The organism is Cytobacillus gottheilii (assembly GCF_900166665.1).
GTDB lineage: Bacteria > Bacillota > Bacilli > Bacillales > Cytobacillaceae > Cytobacillus > Cytobacillus gottheilii_A.
Genome location: NZ_LT800494.1, coordinates 3095586 through 3121227, shown reverse-complemented (window position 1 = coordinate 3121227; position 25642 = coordinate 3095586). Strand labels below are relative to the sequence as shown.

Genomic DNA, 25642 nt, shown 5'->3' with positions numbered 1-25642 from the left:
CAATAAAACTAACAACAGGTGTGATGAATAGTGAATGAACCATGGTGGAAAAAAGCTGTAGTATATCAAATTTATCCGAAAAGTTTTAATGATACGACTGGAAATGGAGTAGGAGATTTGCCTGGAATTATTGATAAGCTCGATTACTTAAAGGAGCTTGGTATTGATTGTTTATGGCTTACACCCATCTATGCTTCTCCTCAGCGAGATAACGGGTATGATATTAGCGATTATTTCCGTATTCAAGCTGAATATGGGACAATGAATGATTTTGAAAGTCTCTTGAAGGAAGCTCATGCACGCGGCATTAAAGTAATTATGGATATTGTTGTCAATCATACATCGACGGAGCATGACTGGTTCCAGGAAGCGAGAAAATCTCGCCATAATCCTTACAGAGATTATTATATCTGGAAAGAGCCAAAGGAGGATGGAGGAGAGCCAAATAATTGGCAGTCTAAGTTTGGAGGTTCTGCCTGGAATCTTGATGAACATACGGGCCAATATTATTTGCATCTATTTGATGTTACGCAGGCAGATTTAAATTGGGAAAACGAAGAACTGCGGCAAAAGCTTTATGATATGATGCATTTCTGGTTTGAGAAAGGTGTTGATGGCTTTCGATTGGATGTGATCAACCTTATCTCAAAGGATCAGAGCTATGCCGATGATGATGGGTCCATTCCGCCAGGTGACGGCCGTAAGTTCTATACAGATGGGCCGAGAGTTCATGAATACATGCAGGAAATGAACCAAAACGTTTTTTCTAAATATGACTCCTTAACAGTGGGAGAAATGTCATCTACTAGTATTGAACACTGTATTAAGTATTCAAACCCAGAACAGACGGAACTTAGCATGACGTTTAATTTTCATCATTTAAAAGTAGATTACCCTAATGGCGAAAAATGGGCTCTAGCGGATTTTGATTTTATTAAGCTGAAGCAAATTTTATCTGAATGGCAAACAGGCATGCATAAAGGCGGCGGATGGAATGCTCTTTTCTGGTGCAACCATGATCAGCCGCGTGTTGTATCCCGCTATGGCAACGACAAGGAGTATCACCGTGAATCAGCTAAAATGCTTGCGACAACCATTCATATGATGCAAGGAACGCCTTATATTTATCAGGGAGAAGAGTTCGGGATGACCAATCCAGGCTTTGAATCTATTGATGAGTATCGAGATGTTGAATCACTTAACATGTATAAACTTATGCAGCAGCAAGGGAAAAGTGAGGCAGAAATTATTGAGATCCTAAAGAGCAAATCACGGGATAATTCACGTACACCAGTGCAGTGGAATAGTCAGCCTCATGCAGGTTTTACAAGCGCCACTCCATGGATTAATGTGGCAGGAAATTACGAAAATATTAATGCAGAAAATGCATTAAAAGATGAAGATTCCGTATTTTATCATTACAAAAAGCTAATCAGCCTTCGTAAACAGTATGACATTATTACAACAGGTGATTACCAGCTGCTGGCTGAAAATGATGAGCGTATATTTGCTTATATTCGCAATGGCGAGAATGAAAAACTGCTTGTAGTCAACAACTTTTATGCTGATTCGGCATCTTTTAAGCTGCCGGATGAAGTAAACATTGATGGCTATAAGGCTGAAATACTGATTTCAAATTATGAGCACTCTCCAGAGCCGTCTGCTGAGATACAGCTTCGGCCGTACGAATCGATTGTGTATTATTTAAAAAAATAATGCAAAAACAGGCTGAGACAAAATGAAATTAAACTTTCTAAAACACGAATATTCAATATTTTGGTTAAGTATTTAAACAAGTCCGTTCCATTGCGCTGCGGACCCTCGCTTTCCTTGGGGAGGAAGCTGAGCCTCCTCGAAGCAAAGCTTCTGCGGGGTCTCACCCTTTCCTCTATTGCCCACCGGAGTCGAGGGTCCTCCGCTCCATTTCACTCATGCTAATAAAAAGTATTATAAAATCATAAAAAACCGAATGATTAGAAAGATGACTTGCTAACCATTCGGTTCTATGATTGTGTTAACTATTTATGTCCCAGCCTTTTTTATTTTCATATATGATTCATCAGACTGAATTGAAAGACTGCTTAGAATAACATGCCAGCAATTGCTGCGCTGAGCAAGGAAGCAAGTGCACCGGCAATAACAGCTTTTATTCCAAGCTTTGCAATGTCTGCACGGCGATTAGGTGCCAGGTTTCCAAGTCCGCCTAAAAGGATGCCAAGAGAGGAAATATTGGCAAACCCGCACAAAGCAAAGCTAATGATAGCAACAGTTTTATCTGTTAACTGGTCAATTTCAGGTGCAAAAGCTGAATATGCAACAAATTCATTCAGAACTAGTTTTTGGCCAATGAAATTTCCTGCTGTAACAGCTTCGTCCCATGGTACTCCTATTGCGAAGGCAAGCGGCGAAAAAATATACCCTAGAATCATTTCAATGGAGATATCTCCATATCCAAAAAGACTGCCAATACCGCTTAAAAGTCCGTTCAAAAGAGCAACAATGGCAATAAAGGCAAGAAGCATTGCGCCGATATTAAGAGCAAGGTTAAGGCCGACGCTTGCTCCTTTTGCGGCAGCATCAATGACATTTGCTGCATCTTTGTCATCTTCCATTTCAAATTCCTTCGGTTCTTCGATGCCCTCTGTTTCTGGCAAGATTAGCTTGGCCATTACAAGACCGGCAGGGGCAGCCATAAAGCTGGCAGCTATTAAGTATTCTAATGGAACGCCAAGCAGTGAATAACCGATGAGAACAGAGCCGGCAACGGATGCAAGTCCGCCAGTCATCACTGCGAACAGCTCAGATTGAGACATGCGGGCAATATACGGTTTGACAACAAGGGGTGCCTCCGTTTGTCCCACAAAAATATTTGCTGCAGCGGAAAGAGATTCTGCTTTGCGAGTTCCTAAGAGCCAAGAAAGACCTCCACCCAGAATCTTAATAAAAAATTGCATTATCTTTAGATAGTAGAGTACAGAAATTAAAGACGAAAAGAAAATAACAACCGGTAATACTTGAAAAGCAAAAACGGAAGTAATGCCAGACTGTTCCGTGAAAATGCCGCCAAATAAGAAGTTAATTCCTTCATTTGCATAGCTGATAATATCATTTACCCGCATTGTTAACCAGTTTAATACACTTCTTCCTGTTTCCCATTTTAGAACAAGAAAGCCAAAGAGAATTTGAATCGCTAACCCGGATAAAATAGTTCTGAGCTTGATGGAGCTTCGGTTATTTGATAAAAGGAAGCCGATGCCAAGGACAACAATGATTCCGAAAAGGCCCCAAATGAAATTCATAATATCACCTCAATAAAGTATTCAAAGCTGCAATATTTGTATTATGTACAAACGGACTGACAACATGTGAATATGTTTAAAATAGAGATACCAGTGACCGAAGAAACAAACTTGTAGAATTATACCCTTTGAAGTAAAGGATAAGCATATGAATATCAAGAAAAACACTGACAAGAAAAGAGGATTGCAAACTCTTGCGGCGGACGATACAATTGAGGGTATGACAAATGAAAGTTGTGAGGAAGATACATGTCTAAAAATTTAAAAGATCAAGTTTTATCAAGAAGAACATTTGCTATAATATCCCACCCGGATGCAGGCAAAACAACATTAACGGAAAAGCTTCTGTTATTTGGCGGAGCGATTAGAGATGCTGGAACTGTAAAGGGAAAGAAAACTGGTAAATACGCAACCAGTGACTGGATGGAAATTGAGAAGCAGCGTGGAATTTCTGTTACGTCAAGTGTCATGCAGTTTGATTATAATGGAGCCCGCGTAAACATTTTGGATACACCTGGTCACCAGGATTTCAGTGAAGACACATATAGAACATTAACGGCTGTTGATAGTGCAGTCATGATCATTGATTCTGCAAAAGGGATAGAAGCTCAAACACTAAAGTTATTTAAGGTTTGCCGTATGAGAGGTATTCCTATTTTTACATTTATTAACAAACTTGACCGCCAAGGAAAAACACCATTGGAACTTCTTGCAGAGCTTGAAGAAGTAATGGGAATTGAATCATATCCAATGAACTGGCCGATTGGAATGGGAAAAGAATTCCTAGGCATTTATGATCGTTTCAATAATCGGATTGAACAGTTCCGTGTGGAAGAGGATGAGCGCTTTATTTCTCTGAATGATGAAGGAGAGATAGCGGGAGCCCACGATTTAAAGGAATCTGGCTTATATGAACAGACTTTAGAAGAAATTATGCTGTTAAACGAAGCAGGCAATGAATTTTCTAGAGAGCGCATCCGAGACGGGGAATTAACGCCTGTATTTTTTGGGTCTGCACTGACAAATTTCGGCGTGCAAACCTTCTTAGAGTCTTATCTGCAATTTGCTCCATCTCCGCAGCCGCGTAATTCAACGGAGGGAGAAATTGATCCATTGTCAGAGGATTTCTCAGGATTTATCTTTAAAATTCAAGCCAATATGAATCCTGCTCACCGTGACCGGATTGCTTTCCTGCGCATTTGTTCTGGTAAGTTTGAAAGAGGCATGAATGTAAATGTTCCACGTCTCAGCAAACAGATCAAGTTAGCTCAATCGACTCAATTTATGGCAGATGATCGCAGCACGGTAGATGAAGCTGTAAGTGGAGATATTATAGGGATCTATGATCCAGGCACCTATCAAATTGGCGATACCTTGACAGTAGGAAAAAATAATTTCCAATATGAACGATTGCCGCAATTCACGCCTGAGTTATTCATGCGTGTAACAGCAAAAAACGTGATGAAGCAAAAACATTTTCATAAAGGCATTGGACAGCTTGTCCAAGAAGGGGCCATTCAGCTATTTAAAACGGTTAAAACAGATGAATACCTGCTGGGTGCTGTAGGACAGCTGCAATTTGAAGTATTCGAACATCGCATGAAAAATGAATACAATACTGAAGTGTTTATGGAACGTTTAGGTTCTAAAATCACGCGCTGGGTTGAAAAAGAAGAAATAAATGAAAACCTCTCCAGTTCACGCAGTTTACTTGTAAAAGATCGATATGACAAGTACGTATTTTTATTTGAAAATGATTTCGCACTACGCTGGTTCCAGGAAAAAAATCCAGATGTAGCATTATATAATCCAATGGACACTCAGTCGTAATTTTATTTAGAAAGGCTCTTTTCTTATTGGTTGTTGTTTAATCATCACTTTTTAAAGAGGCATTTAGTATTATGTCTGTTTGATTGGAACGAAAGAGTGCGAGACTCCCGCCCCGCCGGAAAGCGAGTACTCTGAAGTGGAAATCTTTGTACATTAATGTAAAAGCAACAACCAACGTTTGCGAAAACAGCCTTTAGAAATGAGACATATGTTTTCATTTCTACTATAGAACCGAATGGTTAGGAAGTCATCTTTCTAATCATTCGGTTTTTATAATTATATAAAATTAATCTTTCTAAAAAACGAACATTCAATATCTTGGTTTAGGTATTTAAACAAGTCCGTTCCATTGCACTGCGGACCCTGTTTTTTCGTGGGATCACAAGCTGAGCCTCCTCGGAGCAAGTTCCTGCGGGGTATCACCTTTTCCTCTATTGCCCACAGGAGTCGAGGGTCCTCCGCGTTTTTCCCAGCCTCTTTCGGTTTTTTTATGCAAATTTGTATTCTTAAATAATTCTTGACACATCCAAAAGGAGCAGATATAGTTTAATTATAAAATAATACTTTAATACCTAAAAGCGTTTAAGTAAAAAAGTAAATAAACAATGTCAGCAGCAAAGAGTAGAAAAAGGGTGTGCAGCAGTCAGAGACTGAATAGACGGTGAAAATTCAGGCAGCCTTTGTTTCCAAGTACAACTGCAAAAAATTGACATAAACAAATGAAGTGGATAAATGCTTGGATGCCGTCTGGAGGTCCATGTTTATCAATTAGGGTGGTAACGCGGAGCTTTTCGTCCCTATTTTTACAGGGGGGAAAAGTTCTCTTTTTTTGCTTGTAAAACGATTACTTTAGAATGAAATGCTTGAATGGATTGTGGAGGGAATAGTATGCAGCATGTTAAGTCAGCACAGGAGTTATCTGTATGGGAAGCAATCATCATCACTCTTATAGTAATAGGTGGAGTTAGTTATTCAATTATTGGTTTAGAGGTCACTCCTCATATTCCAATTATCTTCGCTATTATCATGTTAATTTTTTATGGACTATGCAAAAAAGTGTCAGTTTCAGATATTGAAGAAGGTATATTTGAAGGAGCCAAGTCTGGTATTGGAGCCATCTTTATTTTCTTCTTTATAGGGATGTTAATAAGCAGCTGGATGGCAAGCGGAACAATTCCTACTTTTATTTACCTGGCGCTAGAGACCGTAAACGGACAATTTTATTATGCTATTGTATTTACGGTAACGAGTATCATTGGATTAAGTATTGGCAGCTCGCTGACGACAGCAGCGACTTTGGGTGTAGCGTTTATGAGTATAAGCAGTGCTTTAGGATTATCAGAGGCTATTACAGCGGGAGCAGTTATTTCTGGAGCCTTCTTCGGAGATAAAATGTCCCCGCTGTCTGATACAACGAATTTGGCATCCATGATTGTCAAAGTAGATTTATTTGAACACATTAAGAATATGGCATGGACGACAATCCCTGCTTTTACACTGTCTTTTATCCTATTTGCTGTTCTTTCTCCACAGGAAGCTACAGCCGATTTTCAAACCATTCGCCTGTTTAAACAGACATTAATGGACCTAGGTTTTGTAAAATGGTATTCTCTTATTCCTTTTGCTCTTTTAGCTGTATTGGCCATTAAAAAGGTGCCATCTATTTTAACTTTATCCGCTGGTGTAATATCAGCAGCAGCCTTGGCGTTTTTCGTACAGAAGGATTTTTCTTTCTCTGCTTTAATGACGATTTTGTTTTCGGGTTTCCAATCCGATACAGGGGTGGAGCAAGTTGACTCGCTGCTGACTAGAGGCGGCATGGAAAGCATGCTTTTCTCAATCTCACTAGTATTGCTGGCTCTGGGGTTAGGTGGTCTATTTATTAAGCTGGGGATCCTGCCAGCCTTGCTAAGCGGCATTCAAACCCATTTGAAAAAGGTACCGGCTCTTATTACTGCTGCAGCCTGCACGGCTATTGGGATTAATATAACAATAGGAGAACAGTATCTGTCCATATTACTGACAGGCAGTGCTTTCCAAAACGCCTTTTCTCAAGCTGGGCTGCACTTAAAGAACCTATCGCGTGTATTAGAGGATGCCGGTACGGTTATTAATCCGTTAGTTCCATGGAGTGTCTGCGGGGTGTTCTTAACAGGTGTTTTAGGAGTGTCAACAATGGATTACCTGCCATTTGCGTTCTTTTGCTTGCTATCTCCAGTCCTGACCATCATTTTTGGAATAACAGGACTGACGATTAAAAAGAGCATATAAAAGGAAGTCATTTATGTAAGTAAAGAGACTGAGAGGCTAAAACATGCTCTCAGTCTCTTTTTGTACTAACAGTGTTAATAAATGAGCAGCGCAGAAGAAGAGTCGGCGTATTGACACATTTAAGGAATGAAAACCTCTGTCTGCTTCCTTACAAAATTTACTCTTTGTCATAAAATCGCTACAATTGTCAATTGCCTGTTCCTTGCATCTGTAGTCTAGCTTTTTATATAGTATAGGAAGACGATGATACATACATGAGAGGAGACATTTGGTGCAAATAAGTCAGTTTTCCATAAAGAGACCTATATTTACGATTGTGACAATGATCTTAGTGCTTGTATTAGGAGGAGTCTCTCTTCTTAATATTCCGCTAAAATTAATACCAGATATTAATCCGCCTGTTGGAGTTGTGGTGACCACCTATGCTGGAGCAAGTCCTGAAGAGGTAGCAGATAAAGTGACCAAGCCATTAGAAGAAAGCTTGAGTACGCTGCCAGGTTTAAAAACCATGACAACCACTTCTCAGGAAAGTGCAAATATGACTTTGCTGGAATTTTCATGGACAACAGATATTGATGAAATTCAATCAGAAGTAATACAAAGATTAGATCAAACTGAAATGCCTGATGATGCAGAAAGACCGCGATTTTTAAAGTTTGATCCGTCTCAGTTTCCGATTATACAGCTTTCCTTGAGTGCAAACGAAGATGAAGAGACATTAAGGGCGCTGGCTGATCAATTAAATCTAGAACTGGCAAAAGTAGAAGGCGTTGCCAGTGTGAACACATCCGGAACAGCGATCAAGGAAGTTCGGGTGCAGCTTGATCAAGAAAGACTGCAAGAATATAAGTTGAGTCAAGCCGATGTGGTAGATGTGATCCAAGCAAATGATATCTCGCTTCCTGGTGACACGATCTTAACAAATGGCAAGGAATTAACAACTAGAATCATCAGTACAGTCAATTCAATAGAGATGCTTGAAGCGTTAACGGTTACAGCAGATGAATCAGGCAATCAGATCACACTGGCTGATATTAGTGAAGTAGAGCTTGTAAATCAGGATGATCGCACAATTACAAGAACAAATGAAGCGCCGTCTGTTCTCCTGAGTGTTCTTCAGCAATCAGATGCCAATACAGCGCAAGTGTCGGATGCGTTTACGGCTGCCTTAGATGAACAGCTGCAAAAAGAGCAGTTTGACCATATCGAAGCCGATATCTTGTTTGACCAGGGTGATTATATTCAGCTTGCGATCAGCAATATTTCCAGCTCATTGGTTATTGGCGGAATACTCGCAATGATCGTCTTATTTTTCTTTTTACGAAGTGTAAAAAGTCCATTGATTATTGGGATTGCTATTCCGTATTCTGTTATCTTTACTTTTGTGCTAATGTATTTTTCAGATTTCACTTTAAATATTATGACATTGGGCGGACTTGCACTTGGAATTGGGATGCTGGTCGATAATGCAATTGTCGTCATTGAAAATATTTACCGTCACCTGTCCATGGGGAAAGATCCGAAAACAGCAGCAAGAGACGGAGCGAAGGAAGTTGGAACTGCGATCACAGCATCTACTTTAACAACAGTGGCTGTTTTTGTACCAGTTGCTTTTATCACAGGGATTATTGGCGAGCTCTTTACTGAGTTTGCATTGACGATTTCATTCAGTTTATTTGCTTCGTTAATTGTTGCTTTAACAGTTGTGCCGATGCTTGCAAGCCGCCTCTTAAAAGCACCGAAAGAAAATCTTGAAGCAAAAAGACAGGAATCAGCACTGTTAAAATGGCTTGAAGGGGCAGTAAAATGGTCTTTAAAACACCGTGCCCTTGTCTTAATCAGTTCTTTAATCCTTTTAGCCGCAGGCGGATACGGGATTTCAACTGTTGGAACACAGTTTTTGCCTAATACGGATGAAGGTTTTTTCTCCATTCGAGTAGAACTGGAAAACGGTACAGCTTTAACCGAAACGGAAAAAGTCATTGCAGCATTAGAGGCGGAGCTTGAGGATGAAACCGACGTAGATACGTATGTTTCGCTAATTGGAACGACACAAGAAGGTTCTTTTCGAGGATCAGGAAGTGCTAATATTGCAGAGCTTTATATAAAAATGAAGGAATTGGATGAACGAGATCGTTCTACTTTTGAATTTGCTGACGATGTGAAAAGTGGCTTAGAAAGTGCTGCTCAAAATGCAAATGAGAGTGCAGAACTTTCCTTTAGTCTGCAATCGTCCACTGGATCTGCGCCAAATACCTTAACCTTTAATGTGCGTGATACAGATTCTGTTCGTCTAGATGAAGCAACAGAAGAAATTTATAACGCCTTGTCTGAGCTTGATGACGTAACCGAAATTTCTACTGACATCATGGATACAGTTGAAGAAATTCAAATCACGGTCGACAAAGAGAGGGCGCTTCAGCAAGGTCTCGCACCTGCACAAATTGCCATGGTTGTAAATGATGTAACTCGGGGCAATATGGCAACCCAAATGGTGACTGAGAACTCTGATATCTATGGTGTCTATGTTGAGTATGATAGAGAAGTGACCCAAAATCTTGATAACTTGAGATCTTTGCTGATTAAGAAACCGGATGATACGTATATCCCGCTTAGTGATGTAACCGAAATTACGCAAGGAGAAGGTCCGGTTAATATTAGAAGAATTAATCAGCAGGATGCCATTGGTTTTAATATTCAATATAATGCAGACACAAATATGGGCGCATTTTCGAATCTTGTAGACAAGGAAATTGAGGATCTTGATTTGGCTGAAGAGACGCAAATTGTCTTTAGCGGAGATCGCGAGCTGCTTGAATCTTCCATTGACGATATGATTCTTGCTTTTATCCTGGCGATCATTTTTATCTATCTTGTCATGTCAGCTCAATTTGAATCGTTAAAATATCCTTTTGTTATTTTATTTACTGTGCCTTTAATGGTCATTGGTGTGTCTATTGCCTTAACCATCACACGGACGCCTGTCAGTTTGACTGCCATTATCGGAATTATTGTATTAGCTGGTATTGTTGTCAATAATGCGATTGTGATTGTGGATTACATTAATCAGCGCAAGGAAGCTGGAATGAAGACATATGATGCAATCGTTTCCTCCGTAAAGGACCGTGCCCGTCCTATCTTAATGACAGCATTAACCACGATTTTAGGATTAGTGCCGCTTGCATTAGGACTAGGTGAGGGAGCAGAAATTAACCAGCCGATGGGGATTACGGTGATTGGCGGGTTAATTAGCTCAACCTTCTTGACGTTATTTGTTATTCCGATTATCTACAGCTTGTTTGATAAAGAAACTAGACGTTTAAATAAGGTGTATGCTACGCCAGATGGACAGCTGATCCCAGCCTATTTGCTGGAAGATAAAGCAGTTGTACCACAAGAAAAAGAGCAGCCGGCAGAAGAAGAACTGCCTGTAAAGGATGATAAAAGCTATTCGAAAAAAGATATGGAAAACATGTTAGAAGAACTGCTGAAGATTGTAAAAGATACTGATGATAATAAAAATGATGATCACCGTTAAACTTTAATATAGGTAAATATTCAAAGTGCTCTAAAGTTAAACTCTTTTCAAGTAAGTGTTGCCACTAACACAGCTTGAAAAGAGTTTTTTTGTTTTAAGTAAGCTTATTCTCAAAATATACATATAAAATTTTATTGTTTTAGGAAATAAACTGGAATCTTTATGATAATTAAGATCATTAAAGAGCAACATATCAGTATATAAACATAGCTGGTGATAATGAATGAAAAAAATGGGAAAACTTGAAGCTGTTTTATGGAGCATTGCCTTACCAGGCTTTAGCCAATTATTAGCCAGACATTTATGGAAAGGTACATTATTTGTTGTACTTGAATTTCTAATAAATGTTTATAGTAATTTTAATGCAGGCATTATGTATAGCTTCTTGGGGGAAATGGATAAGGCAGTGGAAGTGATGGATTTCCAATGGCTCATGTTTTACCCTTGTTTGTATATGTTTGCTATGTGGGATGCATATAAAATTGCGATGCCAGAGCATGAAGAGCTTTCTTTTCTCCCCTTTGTGTTTTCTGCCTATTTTGTAACAGTAGGGTTAATGTATTCAACAGAAGTCCGATTATTTGGCATATTTTTTGGTCCTGTATTTTTACCGATGATGGGGGTGATTCCGGGCGTGATTACTGGGTTAATCATTCGTTGGATTATTTTAACCATCCGTAAGGTTCGAATGAAAAAGGCAGTTTGAAATTGCATTAAAATTTGATTCAACTGTATAAAGAATACGGTATTTGAGATATTTATATTAGAACAGCCAGTTGTCCTTGATGTAACCTTACAACTGGCTTTATCTTTTCCTTGCCAATTGGTAAGGTTTTTCTATTTTCACCCCCATAATTTGAAGAAATTGGACGAATTCATATAATTGTTTAAGGAAAAAATCTCTTCAATTGCCTGCATTCATCATGTCATCCATAAGCAAATGTATGTGATATAATATTGCTTGGAATGAGGTGAGATCAATGCTAAGCCTTTTGTCTTGGGAAAAAAGTAAGCCATCGCTAGAGGATACAGTCCGTAAAATTCAGCAGGGAGATACTGAGCTTCATAATGAGCTTATACAATCATTTAAGCCATTTATAGCTAAAACGGTTTCTTCTGTTTGCAAAAGATATATCCATGAGTCAGATGATGAATTTAGTATTGGTTTGATCGCCTTCAATGAAGCAATTAACCATTTTAACGATGATAAGGGAAGATCGCTTATTTCTTTTTCTGAAATACTGATCAAGAGAAGAGTGATTGACTATATAAGGCAGCAGGCGAAGCATAAGGATACTTCCTATGGTACCATCGAGGATGGTGATTCGCCCCTTAGGCAGGATCATGATTCCATAGGGAATTATCAGCAGCAGACAGAAGCCGAAGCCAGAAGAGATGAAATTCTTCATTATAAACAGGCGCTGAATGAATTTGACATTCAATTTTCTGATCTTGCGATGATTTCACCTAAACATATAGACGCCCGAAGAAATGCAATTCTTGCAGCACAAGTTGTTGCAGAAGATGAACATTTGAGCGGGGCGCTGCTATCAAAGAAAAAACTGCCTGTTAAGGAATTGGAGAAAAGGCTGGCGGTTAGCAGAAAAACAATTGAGCGCAACCGAAAGTATATAATTGCTGTTAGCCTAATCTTAATTGGCGATTATATTTACTTAAAAGATTATATTAAGGGGGTGCTTGAGACATGAAAAAAGGGGTCATAATTGAAATTGATTTAGATTATATTACACTTTTAACACCAAATGGAGAGTTTGTTCGAACGCCAAATAAAGGTGAGTCTTATTTAATTGGAGAAGAAATTGAATTTACCTTACCAGAAGCAATGCGAAGAGAAGGAAGGTTCAAACGGACAACATTCTTTGCTTCATTCAATAAAGGAGCAGTTTTTACCGCTACTGTGCTTATTGCCATTATAACATCCATAGCTATACCTTTTATTCATGAATCAAAAACTTATGGGTATGTCTCAATTGACACAGAATCCAGCCTTGAATTGGAATTAAACAGTGAGAATGAAGTAGTCGACATGATTCCTTTCAATCAAGCTGGTGCCGCTGTAATGGACAATCTTAATGATTGGGAAAATAATCATATTAAAGAGGTAGCTTCTTCCGTTATAGTTGAAATGAAAAATCAGGGTTACTTAGAAATCAATCAACCTCTTGTTGTTGCGACCGTCAGAACGAATGAAGGGGAAAATAATCTGTATGATCAGCAGCTGCAAAGTGAATTATTGGCAGTTCAAGCTGATTTATTACAGGATGAAAAAGTTGAAGTTAAAGTCATTCATGGAACATTACATGACCGAAAACTTGCTAAGGAAAATGGACTGACTGTAGGTTTATATAAAAGTTCATTTAATCAAAATGAAGACGAAAACATGTTGAACGCTAATACTGAAACTGAAAGTAATGAACTGAACACGGTTGAAGAAGATGGGGTAAGAAGTAAATAATAGGAAGAGTCCGGTTTTATAGGAACCGGACTCTTTGCCATTTATATTTTATTTTCCAGATAACTGAGATTGCGCTTGCTTAACAAGTCTTTTGGTGATTTCTCCGCCAACAGAACCGTTGGAACGAGCAACTGTATCAGATCCTAGTTGAACACCGAATTCCTGCGCAATTTCATATTTCACTTGATCTAAATATTGGTCTATTCCTGGAACTAATAATTTATTGCTGCTTCTAGCCATGCATATCCACTCCTAAACGATTTTTTATATGTGTTAACAGAAGTTTAATGTCTTCTGTATTTGTTAGTTTCTATAAACATCGTTTTTTCATGAGTGGTAATTTTTTCGCATTACTTTATGAAATGTGTTTGGTTGCTGCTTCATACAGCAAATCAGCGATATGGACAGCCTGCATACGGTCTGAAAGCCCTTCTTTTTCGATGCCAAGTTTCATTTGCAGCAGACAGCCTGGATTGGCGGTAACAACAATCGCTGCATTTGTTTGTTTCGTATTCTCCATCTTGCTGTCAAGAATCTTCATTGACATCTCAGATTCAATAATATTGTATATACCTGCAGAACCGCAGCAGCTATCGGCGTTTTTCATTTCCTGATAATGTGCTCCTGTAATAGACTGCAGCAGTAATCTTGGAGCAGATGACGTCTTCATTACATTGCGCAAATGGCATGAATCCTGATAGGTAACCGTCACATTTGGCATGGCTAATGGAACTTGAACGTGAAAGTCCATTTCAATAAGAATTTCGGTTACATCTTTGATCTTATCTGTAAACTGACGTGCACGTTCATGCCATTGTTCATCATCCTTAAGCAAATGATCATAGTCAATTAGAAACGCCCCGCAGCCACCAGCATTCGTAATGATATAGTCAGCACCTAAATTTTCAAAAGCTTCGATATTTCTTTTTGCCATTTTCTTCGCCGTATCCTTTTCTCCGCTATGTCCATGGAGAGCGCCACAGCAGGCTTGTTCCTGTGGAATGGCAATTTCGCAGCCAGCCATTTGCAAAAGCTTCAAAGTGGCATTGTTTGTGCCAAGAAACATCGTATCCATTAGGCAGCCTGAGAAAAAGGCAACTCTTTTTTTGACGTCGGCAGAAGCCTTAAGCTCTGTTGGTCTAGACTTCATTTCCTTCAAGCTTGGTACTTTCGGCAAGACTTTTTCCATTGTAGCAAGGTGTGCTGGAAATAAGTTCATCAGACCCGTTTTTTGTGTAAGGGCCTGTATGCCGGTACGCTGGTAAAAGCCAAGTAAACCAACTGCCATTCGCATTCTGTTCTGATGTGGAAATAGCCCTTCAAAGACGGTTTTTCTCAGTGCGCGGACAGGCAAAGAATGTTTTTTATTCTGATTGATAATATCGCGTGCTTCCTCAAGCAAATGTCCATAATTCACTCCTGATGGACAAACGGGTTCGCAGGCACGGCAGCCGAGGCAAAGATCCAGCGTTCGTTCAACATCCTCATCTGGCTCAATGATTCCGTCAACTACTGCTTTCATTAAGGCAATCCGGCCTCTTGGAGAATGTGATTCCTTATAGCCCGATTCTATATAAGTAGGGCAGGAAGGCAAGCAAAATCCGCATCGCATACAGTTTAATAATTCATCTTCATTCATTCGTTCCTTAAAGTGCCTCTGAATTTCTTGCTGTTCTATTGTTGTAGTCATCGTGCAACCACCACTCTTTTACGATTATCTTTAGCAAACATTTTTCCAGGATTAAGAATGTTATTCGGATCCAAAGCGGATTTTAAAGCCTGCATGGCAGCAATTCCTTCAGGTTTAAGCTTTAATTCCAAATAAGGTGCCTTCATGATGCCAACACCATGCTCACCTGTGATGGTGCCGCCTAATTCAATTGCTTTGATGAATATATCCTCAAATGCTTTTTCGACTCGTTCCATTTCATCTTTATTGCGTGCATCCGTTGTACAGGTAGGATGCAGGTTGCCATCTCCTGCGTGTCCGAATGTACAGATGGTTACATTATGCTTTTCAGCAATTTCGTTAATGGCTTTGACCATATTGGCAATTTCCGATCGTGGAACTGTTGCATCCTCCAGAATGGTTGTGGGACTTAATCGCGCCAATGCTGAAAGTGCTGCACGGCGTGCTGTCCGCAATGCTTCTGCTTCTGCTTCTGTTTGAGCTACTTGAACAGAGACAGCCATTTCATCTTCGCATATTTTCGCGATGTTTTGAATATCCCTTTCTACGACTTCCATTGGACCATCCTGTTCAATGAGCAGAACAGCTTCAACGTCTGTCGGCAGTCCAATTTGTGCAAAATCCTCTACCACCTTTAACGTGGGGCGATCTAAAAATTCCAAAGTAGCAGGAATGATTTTAGCAGAAATAATTTTTGAAACTGATCGTGCGGCTGCTTCCATATCGTGATAGAGAGCAAGGATCGTTTTCTTTGTTTCTGGCATTGGAATAAGCTTTAGGGTAGCCTCTGTGATAATGGCTAACGTTCCTTCTGATCCAACAAGCAATCGGGTAAGATCATAACCTGCTACATCTTTTGCCAGTTTACCTCCTGTGCGGATGATATCCCCATTGGCTAAGACAGCCTCGAGTCCAAGTACATAATCTCTTGTTACACCATATTTTAAGCCGCGCAGACCGCCGGAATTTTCATTTATATTGCCGCCAATGGTTGAAATTTTCATTGAGCTTGGATCAGGAGGATAAAAGAATCCTTTTTCCTCTGCTTTTTGAATAAGGTCTTGTGTGATCACTCCAGGCTGTACGGTCATGGTTAAATTATCTTCATCGATTTCTAAAATGTCGCGCATATGTGTAAAGAGAAGAACAATCCCACCTTCTTCGGGACATGTGCCAGCGCATAGGTTCGTGCCTGAACCACGTGGGACCATGGGGATTTTATATTCGTTGCAAATCTTCATAATATCAGAAACTTCTTCTGTGTTTCTTGGTTTCACCACCGCGTCTGGCATTGCTTGAAAATTAGGAGTTGCATCATATGAATACACAAGTCTTTCTGCTTTTGAATCTTCAAAATTTTCGTTGCCGACTATTTGTATAAGCCGCTTTTTGGCTTCCGGTTGAATCATATTACCCTCTCCTTTGTTACTTCCACCTTATTTAAGTATAAAAAAAGCAGGTGTGCACCTGCTATGTATAAAACAACGAAATTTAACTTATAATGAATTATTTTTTTGTAGATTTATCTAGTAGCAGAAAAGCTAAGTATAAGGCGGTTACATCGTATACATTATTTAAGCTTAAACCGGTTAGTGTTTTTATTTTGTTTATTCGATAATGAAGTGTGTTTATATGAATATGCAGTGCTTCAGCGGTTTTTTTCAGCGATTGATTTTGCTGAAACAGCTCTTTTATTGTAAGCATTAAATCATCTTCATCTTGAAGGGGAGATAAGGTTTTAGCAAGATAATCTCGCTTCGTATCAGCAGATAATTCGTCAAGAATCAGCTCAATGATTAAATCCTCATCAAAACAGAGGATTTGGTGATCGTCGATAGACTTTAATGCCCGCTCTGCCTGCTGAAGAGATTGAGTAACATAGATTCCGTCCACTGCGCGTCCAACACCTGCACGAAGCCCAGGCACAATACTATTGCTAAACTGAATAAAGTTTTGGATTTTATCCTTTGTTGGAACGTTACTGGTGACTTCCAGAAGCAAAATCATCCGTTCGTTTCCCCAGCGCACTAATAGGTCATTCTGTTTTTTTTCTGGCCATTCAAGCATCTGCTGCCATTGGTTCCTTGTTAACGGCTCTAAAGAATGGGGCCATTGAAGTAGAATGACTTGTCTTTTGCTGTTCATGTTTATGCCTAATAAACGAGCTCGTTCTAAGAAAGAAGCATCTATATTTCTTTGCTGGAGCCATTCAAATATAAAGCCTTCAAGTGCACGGGTTTGCCACTCAAAAAGCTCAGAATAGTGATTTTCCCGGATAAGCAGCTCGGTCATTTTTTGGATGATGATCCCGAATGGAGAAACATCAGAGGGAGAACCAGTGATTCCGATTACACCGATCACTTCCTGATTCAGAAACACAGGAAGGTTGATCCCTGCTTTTACACCACTTAAAGCCTTTTCGTCCTCTTTTGTAATGATGCGTGATTCACCATGCGCTGCTGCCAATAAGGCACCCTCATGGTAATCACCTATTCTTTTTTTATCTGTACTTGCAATGATGGTGCCGGTCTTGCTGACAATGATAATATCCTCTGATAAAAGTTTTTTTACTTCAGAGATAATTTTTTCTGCCAGATGTGCCGATAACATGATAAAATAGCACCTGCCTATTCATTAAAACAGCTTATAGTAAAATTGAGTGTCTTGGAAATACTTTGATATATAATGATACATACATAAAAACGGCATTCATTCAGCAGTTCGGTTTGTACTAGTGTTATTTTATTATGACATAATGTGTTTTCTCTAGGAAGTTTTTATAATTGCTTTAAATATTAGGCTGGATTCTTTATGATAGTGGATAGATAAGTTTGAAAGGGCGTTTAGAAATGTGGATAAAATTGCGAGGCTGGCTTAATAAGCGAACGCCTGCACAAGTAATTTCAGGATATTATCTTTTAGCTGTAACAGTAGCTGTTGCTCTTTTAAGCTTGCCTGGTGTTCATTTGCCGGGAGTATCGGTAGCGTTTATTGATACAGTATTTACGGCTGTGAGTGCGGTAAGTGTAACAGGATTAACGGTTGTGGAAATATCAGAAACCTATAGCTTATTTGGCTACTTTGTCATCATGTTTATCCTTCAATTTGGCGGTATAGGCATTATGGCATTAGGCACATTTTTCTGGATCTTATTGGGAAGGAAAATTGGGCTAAGAAGCAGACGCCTTATAATGGCGGATCATAATCAGTTTGCATTATCAGGCTTAGTGAATTTAATTCGGGAGATTATAAAAATCATTCTGGTCATCGAACTTGTTGGTGCGTTTATATTAGGATTTCATTTTCTTAAGTACTATGGAACCTGGGAAGAAGCGTTTTTGCACGGTCTATTTGCTGCTGTTAGTGCAACAACGAATGGCGGAATGTCTATTACTGGCAATTCATTAGTGCCATTTGCAAATGACTATTTTGTGCAGCTGATAAATATAATTCTCATCACTTTAGGGGCAATTGGTTTTCCTGTTTTAATTGAAGTCAAAGAATACTTATTTACAAAGCGTTCGGAGCTTAATTATTCGTATCGCTTCTCCTTGTTTACAAAACTGACAACCGTAACATACGGCTGCTTGCTGATTTTTGGAACGCTTATTATATTGGTTTTAGAATTTCAGCATTACTTAAAGGATATTCCTTGGCATAAGAGCTTCTTCTATGCGTTTTTTCAATCAGCTACAACCAGAAGCGGCGGGTTATCAACAATGGATGTAAGTGAGTTCACGATGCCAACCTTGCTGATCTTGAGCTTCCTAATGTTTATTGGGGCTTCTCCAAGTTCTGTTGGAGGAGGAATCCGTACAACCACCTTTGCATTGAATATTTTATTTATTTATCATTTTGCGAAGGGAAATCGGGAAGTAAAGATTTTTCGCCGTGAACTGCATGAAGCGGATATCTTAAAATCACTTGTCATTACCATACTTGCTTCAGGTATGTGTTTGATTTCCATTTCCATATTAAGCATTACAGAAAAACACTTAGAATTAATTGAAATTATATTTGAAGTTTGTTCAGCTTTCGGAACAACAGGGCTGTCCATGGGGATAACTCCAGAACTTAGTTCAATTGGCAAAACGGTCATTATGCTGTTAATGTTTATAGGGCGGATCGGGCTGACATCCTTCTTATTCATTATTGGCGGTAAAATGACAAAACCCAATTATCACTATCCTAAGGAACGAGTGATTATAGGGTAATGAAATAAGGATTTGGCATTTATCTTTCAGCGTAAGAAATCCCCGAATGATTAGCAGATTTACATTCTGTCTATTCATCGGGGATTTCTATTAAGTTTGGTCAAATTGTAATGCTGTTCATGCCATATTGAAAACAAAGCTTACGAAGCGGAAGTTTTCTTTAGCAATTAAGCATGTCTTGCCGACAAAAGTAGCACAATATAGAAGTAACGCTAACTTTGAGGAGGATACTCTACATGGCTAAACGTAAAGCTCAATTTGATGCAGTTGAAAAATATAGCAAAACGCCAAAGGAAAATCTGCATGAAACTGAATTCTCTGCAGAATTTAGTGCTGGTGAGAATCCAATGAAGGGTGCAAACCGTAACTCGAAAAAAGGAAAACAAGGCAAATGAAGAAAAAGCAGCGAGAAGACTTTAACAAAACAGAAAATGCAAACGTGGAATTTGGAATTGAATTCGCCGGTGGCATGAACGCTTCAAAAATGTACGACATTCCGCATATGAGCAAAAAAGAGAAAGAAATAAAAGAGAAGGACTGCGAGTAGCAGTTGAAATATAAATATTGAAGTAATACTAAACCCAAGCAATTAGCAGAGGTACGTGATAATCTCTCTAATTGTTTGGGTCTTTTTTTATTAATGAGCGGTGGACTTGCGACATCTGTTAGAAGGAGAATGAAGGTTAAATTCCGCATGTGTGCCCTTACGATTCAGCTTGCTCCCCGCATAAAACGAGGGTTCGAAGCGAAATGGAACAAACAGCAATATAAGAATCGTCTTTTTTGCAGATGTACCCAGTCTCCTTTTTTATAAATTACTGTAAAAAATGGACGGTTTCTCTGTTTTCGGATCAAAATATACAAGCATCGCTGATGGGGTATGATCAATCATTTCTTCATGAAAATACGATTCAATACGAAAAGACAGAGAATCAAGCATTGTATGCTTATAGAGCTCTTTTTCTGTTAATTGAAGCTCTGTAAATTCAGGTCCTAGAATTGAAGGATTTTCAATAATAGAGCGATAAAGAGCCGATCGTTTCTCCTGCGTGAGTGGCTGCTTCCACCATGGTTTTCTTGGTTTGTATTTTTGCTTGGACAGGTAATCGAATTTCATTAGCCCTTCGATAATAGGCAGCTGCACAGTTTGTGTACTTTCTAAGAATTCATATAAGCGTTTATATAAATCCTCGAGCTGATGCCCAATTCTCGACCAGCCTTTTTTCTCCCAATACGTTCCAAACTCCTGGAAAAAGTCAAATGGAGTTGGAAACACATGTGAAACCAAGTACTCCACAGTAAAGTCCATACGGTGATCATTCCAGTATTTTTCAAGTACATCTTCTACTTGTTTAATTTTAATAATCTCATCAAAACTCAACACGTTATTCCCGAGGATTTCATATGGAGAATGATCCATATAGATATAGTTATGCTTTTCAGCATCTAAACGGAGGCCTGTCCCGCGCAGCATTTTTAAAAAGCCGAGCTGAAGCTCCTCTGGTCTCATAGCAAACACATCGTTAAATGTCTGTTTAAAGGAATCATAATTTTCTTCAGGCAAGCCTGCGATAAGGTCTAAATGCTGGTCAATCTTCCCGCCATCCTTAACCATTGTGACGGTACGGGATAACTTGGCAAAATTCTGCTTCCGTTTAACAAGTTCATTTGTAAAGTCATTGGTTGACTGCACACCGATTTCAAATCGGAATAATCCTGGAGGAGCTTCCTTATTCAAGAATTCAATGACTTCCGGACGCATAATATCTGCAGTGATCTCAAATTGAAAAACGGTTCCCGGCAAATGCTCATCAATTAAGAATTGGAACATCTCCATTGCATAACTTCTGCTAATATTAAAGGTTCTGTCAACGAACTTGATCGTCTTTGCGCCGTTTTGCATTAGATAACGGATATCGTCTTTAATTTTTTCACGATCAAAATAGCGTACTCCCACTTCAATGGAAGAGAGACAGAACTGGCAGCTGAACGGACAGCCTCTGCTCGTTTCAATATATATAACCCGCTTTGATAGGTCTTGTTGATCTTCTTCAAAACGGAAGGGAGAAGGAAGTGTTTTTAAATCCAGCTTGTTTCGCTGCGGATTGATCTTGATCTTGCCATCTTTTCTAAAAGCAATGCCAAACACATGTTCAAGCTGCAGATCTCCGTTTAATTCTGTTAGAAGCTGTTTAAAGGTTTCTTCACCTTCACCAAGGACAATGTAGTCAAACTCAGGTACTGTTTCCATCCAATGAAAAACATCATAGGTAACCTCTGGGCCACCAACAATGATTTGAATATCTCGATCAATTTTCTTCAGGATTCTAATCACTTTAATCGTTTCTTCTATATTCCATATATAGCAGCTGAAGCCTATAATTTTTGGTTTCTTTGAAATCAGATCAGTAACAATGTTCATAACTGGGTCTTTAATCGTATACTCAGTAATTTCAACTGGAAATTCAGGCTCTGCATATGCCTTCAGATAACGGATTGCGATATTGGTATGAATATATTTTGCATTTAAGGTTGTAAGAATTGTTTTCATCAAGAGAGTCTCCTTATAAAGCATGTTCAGCATCTTATTATAAAGGATTCTGAAGAGGAAATACAGGAGAGCTTGCAGGGGAAAGATATTTTGAAAGAACTGAATTGTTTGTTCAATAGAGAAGCTGCAATGCTGATGCAGCTTAGAATACTTACCATTGTAATATCTTAACCTATAATTGGAGTGCTTCCCTTTCCTAAAAGCAGAAGCAGTACCTATATTATAATTACAGATGATAGGGGATTAAAAAGTCATTTTAACCTGTGCTTTTGCATTTTTTTAGACATATTGCTCATCAGGTGTTTAAGCTGGGCAGAGTCATCCTTTTAAAACGAATTTAAACTTGCTTTCATTGCAGGTAATAGATAGTTACAAAACGCTTTAAATAGTTCTTTCAAAACCTTCATTCACCCTCATTCTCCAGGGGGAAATCACAAGGTTTTATCATTCAATAGGGTGAGAAATCCTATAATTCTGTTAAATGGACATACTTGTTGGATAAGGAATCATGTGGTTGGTATTTATTATTCTGGCTGGGATTTTGTATTAGTATTATTGTGTTTTTTTTCCATCCACAAGAATACATTTGTTAAAAATTTTGCGATTGTAATGACCAGCAGATAGGCAAGAAAGAGGTAGAGATAATTGGTGTTTCCATATAGCCTGATCAATCCTATAGTCACAATAATGGGTTTAAAAATAAATGCCAGAAAAGCTGAAGTTATCGTCATGTATATTATGTAATTCTTTTTGTGCTTCAATACCCATTGGTAAACAAGCATAAATATAACAGGAACAAAGCTTGAATCAAGTGACAAACCCGGGAGCATGGGGATGACAGGGAAAGGATAATTTAGAAAACCTGAATTTTTGGTATATAAATCCATATAGCCAAAGGCCATATGGACGCTATAGCCATAAAACCCCATGAGGAAAATTTGGCTTTTATCTATTTTAAAAAATAAGTAGATAAGTGGAACAATAAGAAGAGAGACCATCAACCAGTATTCGAATGATGTATAAAGTGCAAAGTCTAACCAATACTCATTTAAAGCCTTTTGTGCCTGCTCGCCCATTTTTACGATTTGATCAAATTCCTTTATTTGATTTTCCGCCATAATAGGATCTCCTTAGTGAGTAATGAACTAAGTTTATTATGCTATTGATTTTGAGAAATATTCATAGACGTGCATTTTTTTATACGGTTAATTGTTTAAGTAAAAGGCTTGAACAGAGGGGAGAAAGGTAATGACAATGATAATAAAACCAAGAAAAATATAGAAGAAGTGAATAAACGAAGCAGACTGTATGATTAATATTTGAACAATAATCCAGATGATTAACATAAATCCAATGTACAAGGAAAAATTCCACGAACAGTGTTTTGCCTTAAAGAGACTTAGTTTTTCAAGTGTTTTTATAGGTTTATCTGAGCTTAACAATAGAGCTGTTATAGAAGGGCTAATACCAAATGCAATAAATAAAATTACTCCAGGGAAGAAATAATTCTGAAAAGGACTATTCTGCAGCATTTCAATGGGCAATGATAACATAGCACCATCAGGGGAAATAAGCAGCGCACCACCACCGATAAAAGCGCCAATTGCTAAAAAAATATGCAAACTTATTAATAAATAACACGCAAATGATTTTCGCTGTACTCTGTCCATTCGATCATCTCCCGATCCAATAATTATGCTAATAAGATTATTTTATAATATGGAAAAGAAGACAGAAGCTTCAATCTTGACGTATTTGTGAAGAATATAAAGCTCCACAAGCTTTTTTACGAGCAATTTTTTTAGTCTATTTCTAAAATGCGAATACTCATTGTCATGTTTGCGTGTTTTACAAGCCCGTTCCACCTGCGCTGCAGACACTGGCTTTCCGTGGGGAGGAAGCTGAGCCTCCTCGTCGCGCGCCGCTCCTGCGGGGTCTCACCCTTTCCTCTATTGTCCACAGGAGTCGAGTGTCCTCCGCTCCATTTCACTCATGTTAGAAAGTTGAATTTTAAATTACAAAAAAACCGGATGATTAGAAAACGTCAATTCCTAAACATCCGGTTCTATGGTCGTCTTAAATATTTATGTCCCAGCCTCTTATCTCTTTAGATTATAGATTCATCCTTAAAATGTATGTCTATCCATATATATTAACTAAATAGGTTAAAGGCTATGAACGTAAAATTCTCTTTTCCTTCGCTTCTTTAATCCAAAGGGGGAATTCGTTTAATAATTGGTCATATAATTCTTCATCAGATACATGTTCAAGATTACTCAAATGAAAGAAATTCGCATTATCAACAACTCTGCCTTTCATTGTATCCAACTTTTGCAATACATCAAAATTAGCATCTCCAATTCCGATGAATTGCCAAAAAATCGGCTGAACAGAAGATTCAACGATAAACTTCTTAATACCGGACTTACATCCTCCATCGTTTATAAATACTAAGAAAACAGGCTCATCACCTGGTTCTTCATTTATATATTTTTGGATTACATCTGCCATGACTTTTGGTTCATCGTTTCTGCCGAACTTATGGATTGAGTCATTTGTTAAAATCTGCTGATTAACATAATCTGCAATATCTTTTTCTGTTACAGCTGGTAATCTAGTGAACTCGTTGTCATAAACCCATACATCTAATGACCCATCGTCATCAAACTGACTGGCAACAGCCAAAACGCGTTCGACGGCTTCCTGAACAATTCCTTCACGGTATAATCTCCTCATAGAGCCAGAAATATCTAATACAAGGCCAACTCTTGCGACCACACCTTTAAGATTCTTTTTCTCTAAAACGATTCCAGCTGCTTTCTTTTTTAGTGAAATAATGCTCAACTTAAATCCCTCCATTTTTCTTTTTAGATTGTCAAGAAGCTGCATTCTATTGATTAGGCTCTGTAGCTAGTTTTTATTAGTTATGAATGCAGTTTAGTCTTTATACGCTCTTAGAAGCTTGTCAAGGGTGAGTGAGTTTTCTTCATTATAACGTATAAAAGCGTTTGTAGTGTTTCTAAAACTTACGAAAGAAGGAGAATTTTTTAGGTTAATAATGATAATGTAGTGCTTTTACTATATGGTAGGATCGACTGTTAAATAAGATTAATTGAATAACTTTAAGTAGGTGTGAAGATGGATACAAATCATGAGATATTTCATATGTGGCAGCCTAAGGAATTAGAGAATCTTAATGCTAAAAATGCTAATGATTACTTTCATTATCTATGATCAACTAAGTTCTCCAGTAGAATATTTTGTTTGGTCGTTTCGATTTAGCACTGAATACGGCAACCAGATCTTCACACACTTACTCAAGAAACTAGTGGAAGAAAAAACAAAAATTCACCGTACTTTTTTAGATGGAAAACTCAAATTATATTAATTGGATGGATCGGAACCCCATCATTAATAGCCAAACCAATCCTAATTTGGAACATCATTTGTATTTATCATGGGATGAAGTGTTAGAGGTATTATCTGATTATGAACCAAAATTTAGAGTGATTATATAAAAAACCATCAGTCCAATATCAGAACTGAACGAACTGCAATGAAAAGATCATTTGTTTACAAACAAAACAGCCGTAAAACCCAATAACACCAAAGGTTCACGGCTGTTTCAATTTAGCGTCCCAGATAGGAATCGAACCTACGACCTACAGCTTAGGAGGCTGTCGCTCTATCCTGCTGAGCTACTGGGACATTTATGGAATAGTAACGTCGATTATTTATTATAAAATGTAAGTGTATTGGTGGTCAAACGAAAT

At 38.4% G+C, this 25642-nt stretch carries 19 protein-coding genes and 1 tRNA gene; 10 read left to right on the top strand and 10 right to left on the bottom strand.

The genetic code is table 11. From position 1 onward, the window contains the following. The first annotated feature begins 30 nt into the window (after positions 1–30). Entirely contained in the window at positions 31–1716 is a 1686-nt protein-coding gene (gene treC / locus B7E07_RS15300; protein ID WP_080846883.1) for an alpha,alpha-phosphotrehalase, read from the top strand. Between the two features lie 365 nt (positions 1717–2081). Here treC and B7E07_RS15295 read toward each other — a convergent pair whose 3' ends face one another. Continuing rightward, on the bottom strand, positions 2082–3299 hold the full coding sequence (locus B7E07_RS15295; protein ID WP_080846879.1) for a NupC/NupG family nucleoside CNT transporter: 1218 nt from the start codon (positions 3297–3299) through the stop codon (positions 2082–2084). Positions 3300–3548: 249 nt separating this feature from the next. Between B7E07_RS15295 and B7E07_RS15290 the strand changes: the two genes are divergently transcribed. The 6 genes from B7E07_RS15290 to B7E07_RS15265 all read left to right on the top strand — a co-directional run bounded on the left by B7E07_RS15290 (position 3549) and on the right by B7E07_RS15265 (position 13414). Further along, positions 3549–5129 carry a peptide chain release factor 3 gene (locus tag B7E07_RS15290; protein WP_080846877.1) on the top strand — a complete coding sequence of 527 codons (1581 nt, stop codon included), beginning with the start codon at positions 3549–3551 and terminating at the stop codon, positions 5127–5129. An 888-nt stretch (positions 5130–6017) separates the two neighbouring features. Further along, entirely contained in the window at positions 6018–7400 is a 1383-nt protein-coding gene (gene nhaC, locus B7E07_RS15285; RefSeq protein ID WP_080846875.1) for a Na+/H+ antiporter NhaC, read from the top strand. A gap of 271 nt (positions 7401–7671) precedes the next feature. Continuing rightward, the gene (locus B7E07_RS15280) at positions 7672–10938 is read left to right on the top strand and encodes an efflux RND transporter permease subunit (protein ID WP_080846874.1); all 3267 of its coding nucleotides are present in this window, start codon (positions 7672–7674) and stop codon (positions 10936–10938) included. Between the two features lie 223 nt (positions 10939–11161). Next, positions 11162–11644, top strand: coding sequence for a hypothetical protein (locus B7E07_RS15275; RefSeq protein ID WP_080846872.1), 483 nt, complete (start codon positions 11162–11164; stop codon positions 11642–11644). 274 nt (positions 11645–11918) lie between these two features. Beyond that, positions 11919–12647, top strand: a complete 729-nt coding sequence (gene sigI / locus B7E07_RS15270) for an RNA polymerase sigma factor SigI (RefSeq protein ID WP_080846871.1) — start codon at positions 11919–11921, stop codon at positions 12645–12647. Then, positions 12644–13414 (top strand): anti-sigma factor domain-containing protein, encoded by a 771-nt coding sequence (locus tag B7E07_RS15265; protein ID WP_080846869.1) that lies wholly within the window; start codon positions 12644–12646, stop codon positions 13412–13414. The genes sigI and B7E07_RS15265 overlap by 4 nt, the downstream gene beginning before the upstream one ends. 48 nt (positions 13415–13462) lie before the next feature. Here B7E07_RS15265 and B7E07_RS15260 read toward each other — a convergent pair whose 3' ends face one another. The 4 genes from B7E07_RS15260 to B7E07_RS15245 form a co-directional block, all read right to left on the bottom strand. Continuing rightward, positions 13463–13654: an alpha/beta-type small acid-soluble spore protein gene (locus B7E07_RS15260; protein ID WP_066447256.1), complete on the bottom strand. Its 192-nt coding sequence runs from the start codon at positions 13652–13654 to the stop codon at positions 13463–13465. A gap of 115 nt (positions 13655–13769) precedes the next feature. Beyond that, entirely contained in the window at positions 13770–15104 is a 1335-nt protein-coding gene (locus B7E07_RS15255; protein ID WP_080846868.1) for a (Fe-S)-binding protein, read from the bottom strand. Further along, positions 15101–16513: a glycolate oxidase subunit GlcD gene (glcD, locus tag B7E07_RS15250; RefSeq protein WP_080846866.1), complete on the bottom strand. Its 1413-nt coding sequence runs from the start codon at positions 16511–16513 to the stop codon at positions 15101–15103. The genes B7E07_RS15255 and glcD overlap by 4 nt, the downstream gene beginning before the upstream one ends. A 97-nt stretch (positions 16514–16610) precedes the next feature. Beyond that, positions 16611–17714, bottom strand: coding sequence for a CdaR family transcriptional regulator (locus B7E07_RS15245; protein ID WP_080846864.1), 1104 nt, complete (start codon positions 17712–17714; stop codon positions 16611–16613). Positions 17715–17953: 239 nt separating this feature from the next. Between B7E07_RS15245 and B7E07_RS15240 the strand changes: the two genes are divergently transcribed. From B7E07_RS15240 to B7E07_RS23800, 3 genes are all read left to right on the top strand, one after another. Continuing rightward, positions 17954–19318: a TrkH family potassium uptake protein gene (locus B7E07_RS15240; protein WP_080846862.1), complete on the top strand. Its 1365-nt coding sequence runs from the start codon at positions 17954–17956 to the stop codon at positions 19316–19318. Between the two features lie 236 nt (positions 19319–19554). Then, positions 19555–19713, top strand: a complete 159-nt coding sequence (locus B7E07_RS23805) for a hypothetical protein (protein ID WP_176215219.1) — start codon at positions 19555–19557, stop codon at positions 19711–19713. Then, positions 19710–19865, top strand: coding sequence for a hypothetical protein (locus B7E07_RS23800; RefSeq protein ID WP_176215218.1), 156 nt, complete (start codon positions 19710–19712; stop codon positions 19863–19865). The genes B7E07_RS23805 and B7E07_RS23800 overlap by 4 nt, the downstream gene beginning before the upstream one ends. A gap of 261 nt (positions 19866–20126) precedes the next feature. On the opposite strand, the gene B7E07_RS15235 is transcribed toward B7E07_RS23800, so the two are convergent. From B7E07_RS15235 to B7E07_RS15215, 5 genes are all read right to left on the bottom strand, one after another. Beyond that, positions 20127–21869, bottom strand: a complete 1743-nt coding sequence (locus tag B7E07_RS15235) for a B12-binding domain-containing radical SAM protein (protein WP_080846860.1) — start codon at positions 21867–21869, stop codon at positions 20127–20129. 524 nt (positions 21870–22393) lie between these two features. Then, positions 22394–22987, bottom strand: a complete 594-nt coding sequence (locus tag B7E07_RS15230) for a hypothetical protein (protein WP_080846859.1) — start codon at positions 22985–22987, stop codon at positions 22394–22396. A gap of 87 nt (positions 22988–23074) precedes the next feature. Next, entirely contained in the window at positions 23075–23539 is a 465-nt protein-coding gene (locus B7E07_RS15225) for a CHAT domain-containing protein (RefSeq protein ID WP_080846857.1), read from the bottom strand. Between the two features lie 502 nt (positions 23540–24041). After that, positions 24042–24713: a vWA domain-containing protein gene (locus tag B7E07_RS15220; RefSeq protein WP_080846855.1), complete on the bottom strand. Its 672-nt coding sequence runs from the start codon at positions 24711–24713 to the stop codon at positions 24042–24044. 790 nt (positions 24714–25503) lie between these two features. Next, positions 25504–25577, bottom strand: a tRNA-Arg gene (locus B7E07_RS15215). Positions 25578–25642: the final 65 nt, after the last annotated feature.

Bases quoted from the DNA above. Each gene is read 5' to 3' on its own strand.
- nhaC (WP_080846875.1), top strand. From the start codon at position 6,018: ATGCAGCATGTTAAGTCAGCACAGGAGTTATCTGTATGGGAAGCAATC.
- B7E07_RS23805 (WP_176215219.1), top strand. From the start codon at position 19,555: ATGGCTAAACGTAAAGCTCAATTTGATGCAGTTGAAAAATATAGCAAA.
- B7E07_RS15245 (WP_080846864.1), bottom strand. From the start codon at position 17,714: ATGTTATCGGCACATCTGGCAGAAAAAATTATCTCTGAAGTAAAAAAA.
- B7E07_RS23800 (WP_176215218.1), top strand. From the start codon at position 19,710: ATGAAGAAAAAGCAGCGAGAAGACTTTAACAAAACAGAAAATGCAAAC.
- B7E07_RS15260 (WP_066447256.1), bottom strand. From the start codon at position 13,654: ATGGCTAGAAGCAGCAATAAATTATTAGTTCCAGGAATAGACCAATAT.
- B7E07_RS15255 (WP_080846868.1), bottom strand. From the start codon at position 15,104: ATGACTACAACAATAGAACAGCAAGAAATTCAGAGGCACTTTAAGGAA.
- B7E07_RS15240 (WP_080846862.1), top strand. From the start codon at position 17,954: ATGTGGATAAAATTGCGAGGCTGGCTTAATAAGCGAACGCCTGCACAA.
- B7E07_RS15290 (WP_080846877.1), top strand. From the start codon at position 3,549: ATGTCTAAAAATTTAAAAGATCAAGTTTTATCAAGAAGAACATTTGCT.
- B7E07_RS15230 (WP_080846859.1), bottom strand. From the start codon at position 22,987: ATGGCGGAAAATCAAATAAAGGAATTTGATCAAATCGTAAAAATGGGC.
- B7E07_RS15225 (WP_080846857.1), bottom strand. From the start codon at position 23,539: ATGGACAGAGTACAGCGAAAATCATTTGCGTGTTATTTATTAATAAGT.
- B7E07_RS15235 (WP_080846860.1), bottom strand. From the start codon at position 21,869: ATGAAAACAATTCTTACAACCTTAAATGCAAAATATATTCATACCAAT.
- sigI (WP_080846871.1), top strand. From the start codon at position 11,919: ATGCTAAGCCTTTTGTCTTGGGAAAAAAGTAAGCCATCGCTAGAGGAT.
- glcD (WP_080846866.1), bottom strand. From the start codon at position 16,513: ATGATTCAACCGGAAGCCAAAAAGCGGCTTATACAAATAGTCGGCAAC.
- B7E07_RS15295 (WP_080846879.1), bottom strand. From the start codon at position 3,299: ATGAATTTCATTTGGGGCCTTTTCGGAATCATTGTTGTCCTTGGCATC.
- B7E07_RS15265 (WP_080846869.1), top strand. From the start codon at position 12,644: ATGAAAAAAGGGGTCATAATTGAAATTGATTTAGATTATATTACACTT.
- B7E07_RS15275 (WP_080846872.1), top strand. From the start codon at position 11,162: ATGAAAAAAATGGGAAAACTTGAAGCTGTTTTATGGAGCATTGCCTTA.